Annotated in this window: 9 protein-coding genes; 1 reads left to right on the plus strand and 8 read right to left on the minus strand. The window is 42.1% G+C overall.

The genetic code is table 11. From position 1 onward, the window contains the following. Positions 1–141: 141 nt before the first annotated feature. The 5 genes from OO778_RS06060 to OO778_RS06080 all read right to left on the minus strand — a co-directional run bounded on the left by OO778_RS06060 (position 142) and on the right by OO778_RS06080 (position 6,400). Entirely contained in the window at positions 142–705 is a 564-nt protein-coding gene (locus OO778_RS06060) for a septation protein A (RefSeq protein WP_005392849.1), read from the minus strand. Between the two features lie 203 nt (positions 706–908). Further along, a complete protein-coding gene (locus tag OO778_RS06065; protein WP_005392851.1) occupies positions 909–1,151 on the minus strand; it encodes a hypothetical protein in 243 nt (80 codons plus the stop codon). Between the two features lie 111 nt (positions 1,152–1,262). Next, positions 1,263–3,809 (minus strand): response regulator, encoded by a 2,547-nt coding sequence (locus OO778_RS06070; RefSeq protein WP_264911027.1) that lies wholly within the window; start codon positions 3,807–3,809, stop codon positions 1,263–1,265. Positions 3,810–3,815: 6 nt separating this feature from the next. Continuing rightward, positions 3,816–4,985, minus strand: coding sequence for an acyl-homoserine-lactone synthase (locus tag OO778_RS06075; protein ID WP_047009994.1), 1,170 nt, complete (start codon positions 4,983–4,985; stop codon positions 3,816–3,818). Positions 4,986–5,140: 155 nt separating this feature from the next. Further along, complete coding sequence (locus OO778_RS06080) at positions 5,141–6,400, minus strand: dicarboxylate/amino acid:cation symporter (protein ID WP_012841620.1); 1,260 nt, start codon at positions 6,398–6,400, stop codon at positions 5,141–5,143. Positions 6,401–6,945: 545 nt separating this feature from the next. On the opposite strand from OO778_RS06080, the gene OO778_RS06085 reads away from it, so the two are divergent. Further along, positions 6,946–8,487: a long-chain fatty acid--CoA ligase gene (locus OO778_RS06085; RefSeq protein WP_264911029.1), complete on the plus strand. Its 1,542-nt coding sequence runs from the start codon at positions 6,946–6,948 to the stop codon at positions 8,485–8,487. A 122-nt stretch (positions 8,488–8,609) separates the two neighbouring features. On the opposite strand, the gene OO778_RS06090 is transcribed toward OO778_RS06085, so the two are convergent. The 3 genes from OO778_RS06090 to trpB form a co-directional block, all read right to left on the minus strand. Further along, positions 8,610–9,305, minus strand: coding sequence for a Crp/Fnr family transcriptional regulator (locus OO778_RS06090; RefSeq protein ID WP_074191544.1), 696 nt, complete (start codon positions 9,303–9,305; stop codon positions 8,610–8,612). Between the two features lie 201 nt (positions 9,306–9,506). Beyond that, positions 9,507–10,313, minus strand: a complete 807-nt coding sequence (gene trpA, locus OO778_RS06095; protein WP_074191543.1) for a tryptophan synthase subunit alpha — start codon at positions 10,311–10,313, stop codon at positions 9,507–9,509. Further along, complete coding sequence (trpB, locus tag OO778_RS06100) at positions 10,313–11,503, minus strand: tryptophan synthase subunit beta (RefSeq protein ID WP_005394827.1); 1,191 nt, start codon at positions 11,501–11,503, stop codon at positions 10,313–10,315. Before trpB ends, trpA begins: the two co-directional genes overlap by 1 nt. Positions 11,504–11,561 lie beyond the last annotated feature (58 nt).

The following is an 11,561-nucleotide window of genomic DNA, read 5'->3' on the forward strand; positions in this document are numbered from 1 at the left end:
CACCGGACCAGAGAAAGTTGGTTTACAGCAGCAAGAATGGTCTGAATCCGGTATGTCGTTTGATCGGTTTAGTGATACATGGAGCAAAACAGCGACCCGAAGGTCGCTGCAAAGTGCGCGGATTATAGCAAAACTGAGTTTTTAATCATCAGTCGACACATCGGATGAGTTATTTTTTTGTTCTTTTGGCATGTGTTTGTAAATGTAGAAGCCAGTCGCAATCATGTAGGCAAATGTCGCAATCAACATTCCGAATACTTTGAAGTTGACCCAAACATCCAGTGGTAGCTCGTAAGCGATATAAATGTTCAGACCAGCAAAGAATGAGAAGAAGCCGACCCAAGCCCAGTTGATCTTCGCCCAAATAGCATCAGGTAGCGAAATTTCTTTGCCCAACATGCCTTTGATGGCTGATTTCCCCATTGCGTGACTCGCTGCTAAACCGATAGCTAGAATCACATAAATGATGGTGACTTTCCATTTTATGAAATTGTCGTCGTGGAAGAAAAGGGTCATGCTGCCGAATATCGTCACGATAACGAACGTAATTAGCTGCATTTTCTCGACTTTTTTATACAGAGCATAGGTGACGACAAGCTGAATTGCCGTTGCAACGATCAGCGCTCCTGTTGCTGCGTAGATGTCGTACATCTTGTACAAAGCGAAGAAGACGATGAGTGGGATAAAATCTAGGATTTGCTTCATGGTGGCAAAATCTACCTAATTAGTGAATTGAAGACAGTCTAACGGAATCTGACAAGATGTGAATACCGTCAAGGTTAGAGGTAAGAGAAGTAATCCCCTGACTGAATGATACAACAAGCAACATTTCGCAAAGATGAAGTAGTAAATCGAAGGCATAAAAATTGCCGCGATAGAGCGGCAATTGAGTTGATAGAATTTAAGATTTAAGCAACACGTTGATATTGAGAAATAAGTGTTTTGACATCTTCTAAATAGCCTTCACGTAACAGATTATCAACGGTTGCTTCAAGCTCTTCGAGAGACATCGTAAAGCAAGTGGATTTGCCGGTCATTAGGCTCAGATACTGATGGTATTCTTCTTCTGTATAGTGGCCTAAGCGATCGAGTAGTAGCGCTTTGATTCCATGATGAATCAAGCCGTAGTATGTGTGTCGATGAAGTAACATGGCGATCTCCTTATCAAGCTCATCCGCTAACCATTTGCAGCTTGCTTGACCCTCTGGATAATTCGATTTACTTCAGTAATGCACATCTAGTGCCAGTTTTATCTTCGCAAATTAGAAAGTGTTGGAAGTAGCAAAACTCTCATGTTGCAACCAGCGCTTGATGACGGTTTGGAGCGCATTTAATGTGGTTGGCTTTTCAAGTCTGTCATCCATGAGTTTCGCAATGAGCTCCAGCTCTTTGGCTCCAGACTCTCCAGATAGTGCGATGATCGGAACGGAAGACGCAATTTGTTTAATTCGTTGGCTTGCGTCAAATCCATTCATCACTGGCATCTGTACATCCATAAGCACCAAATCAATCTTGTGCGACTGAAATAGCTCCACCGCAGAAGCGCCATTATTTGCTTGTAAGCTGTTGACTCCCAGCCTCTTTAAGTACATTTGAACCAAAGTACGCTGCACCTCTTTGTCATCAACAATGAGCACTGTTGGTGCATCGTTGGTTACTTGTACGTGTTGGGTTGTGCGAGGTTCAGAATGTGGTGCATTTACTTTCCAGCCATTGAAGTCCGGTGCTCCCAACGTCTCTGGCTTGGGGGCGTTTGGGACGACCGGGAAATACAAGTAGAACTCTGTAAATTCGCCTAATTCAGACTGGCACTCAATTCGTCCGCCAAAAGAGCGCATAACGCGTTGACAGTAGCCTAAGCCAAGGCCGCTGCCGCCACTTTTCTGGTACGAGAAAAATTCGTCAAATATCTTGTGTAAAATACTGCTATCAATGCCAGGACCACTATCTCGGAAGATCAGAACGTTTTCATAGGCCCCTGTTTGAGTACGAATCTCAATTTGACTATCGGGATAAGAATCAAAATAGTAGATAGCATTGCGAATTAAATTGAAAATGACAAAGTTAAACAGAGTCTCGTTTAATTTCACGACAAAATCGTGCTCTTGGGGCAGGTTGATTCTTTCGATTATTTGATCGTTTTCAAAGCCATAACGGCTGACCGCTTGATCGACGGCCTTATGTATTGAAGTAATGTCTAAATGCTCATGCTCAGGTGAGCTGTCGCTGACTTCTCGCAAAATGATGTCGATCAATTGGCGACCGCGTTGAATCGCTGCTTCTCCTTTATCAATCTCTCTCTTTAACGTATCAAGTGAAGCGTTTGATTCAATATGCTGTTTTAAGGTTTCAAGTTGTAATTGCACTTGAGCGAGAGGGTTACGCATTTCATGGGCAATTGAATTCGCCAACGCATGACTCTGTCTTATACGCCGATCTGCTTCTATTGAGCTTTGTATACGGGTCAATAAGGTCTGCAGTGCTGAGATTTCTTCATTACAGAACATTTGATTGTTAAGTTTGTGAGGCGAGACTAAAAAGTGGCTAACGGATTTGCAATGACCAAATAATGGCATAACAAGAGCGGTATCATTAGAACTCATTCTATCGTAGAGCACTTTTATAGAGTTTTTGACCGATATTTTGTGTTCTAATTCCTGTGATAGTTCATCCAAAATTAATACTGTTCTGTTCGATGACAGATATCTCTCGTAAAACGCCTCGTTATAGTTACTTGTGACCAAGCGTAATTTGTCATCTGGGATTTGTAGTAGTGTACCAAGGCGACGCATTGCATCGTCGATAGATATTTTAAAATCCTTTTCTAATTCCAATATTTTTTGTACAGGCGTTTTTTTGGTACCATAAATTAAAAGTGCTGTACAATAACCTACTTTTTCATATAAGACTCTCCAAGTCATCCCAATTAAAGCACATATAGGTATTGCAACTAACCACTGTACATTATCAGAGAGTGGAATAAATATTATCCCAAGAGGAATAGTCAGAAGCATACAGGCGAAAAGAGCGCTTAATATCAAATAGGCAAGGTATTTTATACTATAAAATCGTGATGTTAACAATGCATAGCCAACAAATAACATTTCGCTCACTGATAATGCCGGAGGAAGCCAAGTTAACGAGAAATCCTTTAGGAAGTAAGTAATGCCTATTTGTATGACGACTGTGGATAACATGTACACTAATATCCCAGCGATCATGTAACTTGTTTTTGCTAGAGCTAGACGATTGCTATATTTACGCATGGTAATAAGATTACCTAAACAAAGAATCATCAAACAAAACATAGTGAAAAAAAAGTATGGCGTTTGGTTTCCAAACTCAATTATGAATTGGCTGGTGTTGATTATGCTAATGTTCTCTACGGTTAGCCCAGGCGTTATGTTCACTGATATGGAATAAAAAACAACAATGGTTATGAGCCACCTTTGCCATAGGTATATATTGCTTTTCCTCTGCTCGGCAGACAGTTGGCATGAAAAGTAATAGGCGAAACAGAAGGCTAATGAAGAGGTAATGTTGGCTACTCGTGCCATAACGATACCGAAATCAGCCCCTAGTTTTAGGAGAAAGTTGGTATGAAAATAAGCATTACTGATAATCCACCCAATAATGCAGGCAGAATAAGCAATGTACGAGAAATGGTAGGTGCCTAATATCTTTTCTTCTTTGTTTGTCAACTGGATGCAATAATAAATCAACCAAATAAATACCAGTAAAACTATTAAAAGGAGTGCGGTTGCTTTTGGGTACAATATTAGAATTGTTGGTAATTTGGAAATTTGCATCTCTTTTTATCCTTTTACCTTCTTAACTAATCTAATATAATCAAAAAAAGATATTTTATTAAACTCGTCTTTCAATATGTTTATATTCCATAAACCACGATAAGTTAAAATATGATCATTATTTAAATCACAAAATCCTAAGTTGTAGTATCCTTCCTCTTTGATGTTAGAGTAAAAATCGAGGATAAATGGTTGGTCTATAACTGTAAAACTAATTTTATATCCAAGTTCATGCAATAATTGAGTGAGTTTTTTTTGAGTAAGATATATATAATAAAGTTTCTGCCGTGTATTTCCAGTGACTGCTAATCTAAGGATTTCACAAACCTTATGCTTATTTATTAGTGCTGTTTTCACTATGTTGTCAAACTCTTCGATAGACTGAATCTTTGAAGAGCTGGTTGATTCTATAATTCCCAAGCGTTTTAGGTTCGAAAAGGCTGAGTTAGGGAAGCAATAGTTCCACTTTGAATTGCTAAATTGTGGTGTATAGCTTAGCCAAGAGTCCCGAGTCTCCCAATCCTGAATGAGCATCGAAGAAACAAGCACTTTGGTTTTTTCAAAGCCTGATCGTTTGAGTAAAAGAAAGTGTTTTCCAGTTTGTGACATGGATAGGAGAGGTAGCATCTCAAACCATTTATTACCTTTGATAAAAAGTTCAAGGTTAGTTAACGCCACAGCATCGCTGATAGTCATAATGTGCGGATGGTTTGGTGTGCACACCATAAGCTGGGATTCTTCGATCTTATCAATTACCACTCCGTAGTAGACTTCGTCTTTGAGCGGAAGTTCTAGTTGGTTTTTTGATTGATCGTTTAACAGAGATTTTTGCTTGATCGCAGCAATCTCACATTCACACCAGAAAACCATCCAATGCGGGTAACAATCTGCGGCAATTTGTTCAATTAAGAGCGCCTCTTCGGAGAAAGGCGTTGGATACTGCTGTACTAAATCTCGATAATCTATTAATTCAAACAGTACGGACAGACTCTTAGATGCGTATTTAGGAAAGAGGGATTTAAGAAGCTTTATTCTATACAAAGCAACTTGTTGAAAAAGAGAAGACCTTTCTTGCGGTGTAAGAGTAAGAAGAACCGTGTCAACCAGCGCCTGTTGTTTTGACTCGATCGGCAAATCTGTACTGGCGAGGGGCTCCAAAGACAGCTTAAGACTCATGATATAACCTAGTTCTGACGTTTTTTATATTTTGTAATGGTTTATATCATTTTGATAAATTTATGCTATTGGTTTCTATTTATATAGTTACGTAATGCAAGAAAAGACAAAAAAACCGCTCATAGTGAGCGGTTTTTAGTTCATTCGAGAAAGGACTAAGCTTCTTGCTTTTTAAGCTCAGCTTCTGCCGCTTCCTCTTCTATTAGCGCATCAACGATAACTGCACATGCTGCATCACCAGTGATGTTTAGTGCTGTACGAATCATATCGAAAATACGGTCAAGAGCGAATAGCAGTGGTAAACCTTCGATTGGAATGCCAGCGGCAAGAAGCACGGCAACCACTAGGAAAGAAGGACCAGGAACACCCGCTTGACCAACCGCACCCAATGTAGACGTTACGATAATTGCAATGTAAGCGCCCATACCTAGATCGATATTGAACAGTTGAGCAAAGAAGATAGCAACCAAGCCATAGTAAATCGCATTACCTGACATGTTGATCGTTGCGCCTAGAGGCAGAACAAATGACGCGGTTGAATTTTTTACGCCCAGTTCTTTTTCACAGGTGTCCATTGTGACAGGCAGTGTTGCCATAGAAGAGGCCGTTGAAAGCGCAACAGCTTGTGGTTTTTTCATTGAAGATAGGAACTTCTTCGCTGATGTCTTGGTGAAAATATGCACCATTGCTGGGTAAACAACGAAACCGAAGATTAGGATTGCGGCAACGTAAACAACGAACAGTTTGAATACCACCATTAGTGCGCCAAAACCGAATGTACCGACTGCTTCTGCCATCAGACCGAACACGCCGATAGGGGCAATGATCATCACTTTGTTGATCATCCAAACCATTGCGTCAACGATGCAGTTAACACCATTAATGATTGGCTCACGACGCTCTTTTGCTTGCTTAGAAATTGCAATACCAAAGAACATACAGAAAACGAGGATCTGTAGGATGTTTGCTTCATTTAGTGATTGGAAAACGTTGGTTGGGATCATACCAGTGATGGTTGCCCAGAAAGTAGGTAATTCACCTTTTGAAGCGTATTCTGCTGAGAACATGCCTTCAACGCCAGAGACGTCGATCCCCATGCCTGGTTGGAATACTTCACCCATAAATAGTGCAAGCGCAACGGCTAGGGCGGATGTTAAACCGAAATAACCTAGAGTGACGATGCCAACTTTGCCTGCTGACTGGCTGTTCCCAAGACCAGCTGCGCCAGAAATCAAGGCTACAGCGACCAAAGGAATAACCAACATTTTGATTAAGTTGATAAAGATAGCACCTAAAGGAGCGAACACTGTCGCATCATGACCCATCATGGCACCAACGGCTGTGCCCACGATCATGGCGATTACGACTTGTACGCCAATGTTGTTTAGCAAACTCTTTTCTTTTAACACTTCCATAACCTCTGTGCTAATAAAATGTAAAATCCTAAAATTACCCACTAACCATGAATGGTTTTATGGATAATTATCTCGCCTTGCTTTTTACACTTATCGTTTACAATTGGCAATATGCAGCAAGGTATTATTGATGGATTAATCGATATTTTATTGACGAACGATAAAGTTTTGTTCAATGGCAAACGTTTGCTATTGATTTTTGTTATGCCTATTAGCTGTGTAATTGTTTTTGTTTATTTCTTTTTCTTGTTTGTTTTTTGTTAACTGAGATGAGTTTTGTGTTTGCGAGCGTAGTCTGCGTCTTGCGTGACTTGGATTGATATTTATAACAATTAAGTTCTTTCAAGCTCACACTTTTACCAATTAGCTTTGTGAAATGTTAATTGTTTTACATTCTTAGTTTTTATTGCATTGTAAACATAATGTTAATCAGAAATGGGCGAGACAAATATTAAGTACCAACATTTTAGTGTAGGGGAGTGCTCTCTCTGTTAATGCTCCCGAGCCGATAAAACGAAAATCAACAAGTAAGAGGTGAAGCGATTATGATGAATCTTGCTGCTGCATTACAAAGAAATGCTGCGAGTAAACCAGATAAGACGGCGTTGATATGTGGTGATGTCGAGATAACTTATGCGCAGTTTGATGCGATTACCGGAAAGATCGCGGCATCTTTAATCAACAAAGGGGTCGTTCCGGGCGATCGTATTGCGCTCTCATGCCCAAACATTCCTTTTTTCGCGTTTGTTTATTATGCGATACAAAAAGCTGGCGCGGTTGCTGTCCCATTAAATGTGCTTTTGAAAGCGCGAGAAATTAAGTATCACTTAGAAGATTCAAAAGCGAAGTTTTACTTCTGTTTTGAAGGGACAGCAGAACTGCCAATGGCAAAAGAGGGGGTTAAAGCGTTTGAGCAGGCCGAGATATGTGAAAATATGGTCGTGATGACTCAATCTCAAGTTGAAAACGAATGGAATGGTGTGCCAACTCTCAATGCGTTTATAGCGGATGCAGAACCATTGTCAGATTATGTACCGCGTAATGCGGATGATACTTGTGTTATTTTGTATACATCAGGGACGACGGGCTTACCAAAAGGAGCTGAACTGACGCAGCAGAACATCATAATGAATGCTCTGGTGGCACAAAACATTATGGGTAGCCAGGCCGATGATATTCACTTAGTAACTTTGCCTTTATTTCATACCTTTGGTCAAACCGTCCACTTAAATGCTAGTGTTTTGGGCGGGGCAACCTTGGTGTTAGTACCTAGGTTTGAGCCTAAACATGTTCTTGAGCTGATGGAAAAACACAAAGTGACGTTGTTTGCTGGAGTGCCAACGATGTATATCGGCTTGCTTCATGTCCAGCACCAATTTGATACATTCTCACTACGTGTTGCTATCAGCGGTGGAGCCCCGTTGCCAACCGAAATCTTTAGATCCTTTGAGGAACAATTTAATGTCCCAATTCTTGAAGGATACGGGTTATCAGAAACAAGTCCTATTGCATGTTTTAATCATTTAGATCAGGAACGTATACCAGGATCGGTAGGTCAAGCGATTCAAGGCGTTGAAGTAAAAGTTGTCGACATTGAAGGCAATGCGCTACCGATCGGTGAAGAAGGTGAGATTGTTGTGCGTGGGCATAATGTTATGAAGGGATACCTTGACCGCCCGGAAGTCACTGAATCCGCGCTACAAAATGGCTGGTTCCATACTGGTGATGTTGGCCGTTTTGACAGTTCAGGTAATCTATTTATCGTCGATAGAATGAAAGATCTGATCATTCGAGGTGGATTTAACGTTTACCCTAGAGAAATTGAAGAAGTGTTTATGACTCATCCTGCAATCTCAATGGTAGCGGTGATAGGGATTCCAAATGAAGAGTATGGCGAAGAGATAAAGGCTTACGTTGTGCTTAAACCGGGAGAGTACATTGACGCGGAAACATTACAAAAGTGGGGCAAAGAGCAGTTAGCCTCTTTTAAATATCCTCGTTATGTTGAAATTCGTGAGCATCTCCCGATGAGTGCAACAGGAAAGATTTTAAAGCGTGAATTGAAATCTGAATTGAATGTGGCTTAGTCAATTCAATGAACTTCGGGTCACAGCGCCACTTGTCTGGAGCGAGTGGTGTTGTGCACGTTACTCAAGAATAGAAAATGGCAATCTCTCGCTAGCGTGTACACATGAACTATCTATTTACTCTATTGTTCGAGTTGTTTTATGTGCGCTTCTAAGCGTTTTGGATTAGTAATGGTCACTGAACCATATTTCAGTTCTAGCATCCCAATACTCTCTAAGTTTTTTAGTACTTTATGAACACTTTGACGAGTTAGCCCCATCATGTTGGCGATATGTTCTCTAGTCACTCTCACGACACACGGCTGAGTATTGATAGCTTGGTTGTGTTGGTATTCAGCAAGCAACAGCAACCTTCTTGCAATCCGCTCTTCGATTCCTCTAATCGCATCATCTTCGATAACAGAAATGGCAGACCATAAGCGGCGGCTAAGTAAGTCGAGAATCGTAGGATAACTTTGAGGATATTTGGCGAGTAATTGGCGAAACTTATCACCAGGTAGTTCCAGTAAGGTCACGCCCGAATGCGCGGTTGCGCCAAAAATACGGGGCATGCCGGGAGAAAAAACATTGTCTCCAAACCAGCCTCCTGCCTCGAAAATCATTAATGTGACTTCTTTGCCTTTTGAACTCATCGAATTAATTCGTACGGCACCCTGTGCAATGACCATAAGAGAAGATTGAGGTTCCCCTTTATTGCAAATCAGTGCTTTTTCGTCGAAACAGCGAATTTTAGCTATTTGTGCTGCTTCACTAAGTCCTTTCTCGGGCAGCCCTGATAATACAGGACATTTGGCTAATAATGCTTTGACTTCTTCCATGTGCAACCTTACTGCATCCTGCTCTAGCTATTATGTGTGCTGGTTAAGTGGCAAAGTTTATCACTCTTTGATTGCTATGCTTTAGATTGGTTTGGAAAGTGCGGGCGTTGAATAAAAAATGATATGGTATAAACGCCATACAAGAAAACGCCCGCTAAACAGAATGTTAAGCGGGCGCTATAGCGTTACATCAAATGCAAATTATTTCTGAGTGGCGGCTTTCATCGCTGACACAAAATCACCAAGTTTATCGAGCATAATTTGTGGCTGCTCGACATTCGCTTCAATGATTTTCACCACAGCTGAGCCGGAGATGGCCCCTGCTGCGCCAGACTCTATTGCTTGTTTCACCTGTGCTGGTTCAGAAATACCGAAGCCAAGCAGCGCTGGTGGTGCATCGAACTGGTTTAATCTATCTAACATGTGACCAACTGGCATATTTGCTTTTGTCTCTGCGCCTGTCACGCCAGCACGAGAAAGCAAGTAAGTGTAGCCACCACCCAGTTCTGATACTTGCTTCAGTGTTTCGTCACTTGCCGTTGGCGGTGCGATGAAGATTGGGTGAATACCAAACTTCTCTGCTGCTGCAACAAACTCTGCACTTTCATTGGTTGGTACGTCTGCAATCAAAACAGAATCGATGCCTGCTTTTGCACAGCGCTCGTAGAAGTTTTCGACACCGCGTGAGTAAACTAGGTTCGCGTACATCAGAAGGCCAATAGGCAGATCTGGGTATTTAGCACGAATCTTACCAATTTGTTCAAAGCAGATATCTGGTGTAGCGCCTGAATCTAGCGCACGAATGTTAGCGCCTTGGATGGTTGGGCCATCTGCAAGCGGATCTGAAAATGGAATACCAAGTTCAAGGGCGTCTGCGCCAGACTCAACGAGGTTTTCCATGATCTTGTAAGATTGTTCTGCGTTTGGATCGCAAACCGTTACGAACGGTACAAATGCGCCTTGGTTTTTTTCGTTTAGACGCGCAAACATCTTCTCATAACGGCTCATTAAATCACTCCTTTTTCTTCTAGGATGGCGTGTACGGTGAAGATGTCTTTGTCACCACGACCAGATAGGTTTACGACCAATAGTTGTTCTTTCTCAGGATTCTCACGAGCCATGCGCAATGCATGAGCTAGAGCGTGAGAAGACTCTAGAGCTGGGATGATCCCTTCGCTGCGAGCCAGTTCTTGGAATGCCTCGAGCGCTTCGTCGTCAGTTACGTTGTCGTATTCTGCACGGCCAATTGCGTTTAGGTGTGCGTGCTGTGGACCAACTGAAGGGAAATCAAGACCCGCAGATACAGAGTAAGACTCCTCAACTTGGCCGTTTGGATCTTGCATCAATGGCGCTTTCATACCAAAGAAGATGCCCGTTTTGCCATGTTTAAGTGGTGCACCGTGTTGGTCAGTATCGATACCTTTACCTGCTGGCTCAACACCAATGAGGCGAACGCTTTCTTCTTCGATGAAGTCAGCAAACATACCAATCGCGTTTGAACCACCGCCCACACATGCGATAACGGCGTCAGGAAGACGACCTTCACGTGCCAAAATCTGATTCTTAGTTTCTTCACCGATCATTCGTTGGAAATCACGCACGATGGTTGGGAATGGGTGAGGACCAGCTGCTGTACCTAGTAGGTAGTGCGCATCTTCATAAGTTGCAGACCAGTCGCGCAGCGCTTCGTTACATGCGTCTTTAAGTGTCGCTGAACCTGAGTGAACCGGAATGACTTCCGCGCCCATTAGCTTCATACGGAATACGTTTGGGCTCTGACGCTCAACGTCTTTTGCTCCCATGTAAACGCGACACTTAAGGCCAAGTAGTGCACACGCTAGTGCGGTTGCTACTCCGTGTTGACCTGCGCCGGTTTCTGCGATGATTTCGTTTTTACCCATGCGTTTCGCAAGCAGAGCTTGACCTAACACTTGGTTGGTCTTGTGTGCGCCACCGTGAAGCAGGTCTTCACGTTTTAGGTACAGTTTGGTTTTCGTACCTTTAGTTAGGTTACGAGTTAGAGTCAAAGCCGTTGGACGGCCCGCATACTCTTGAAGAAGCGTCATGAATTCACTGCGGAATTCTGGATCTTCTTGCGCGTCGATAAACGCTTGCTCTAGTTGTTCCAATGCTGGAACTAGAATTTGCGGAACGTACTGACCGCCGTATTCGCCAAAGTAGGCATTCAGTTTTGCCATCGTTATATTCCTTCTCGTATTTTTCGCTACGAATAGCTTTAAATTTTTTAGCTGATGT

This window comes from Vibrio sp. STUT-A16 (assembly GCF_026000495.1).
GTDB lineage: Bacteria > Pseudomonadota > Gammaproteobacteria > Enterobacterales > Vibrionaceae > Vibrio > Vibrio diabolicus.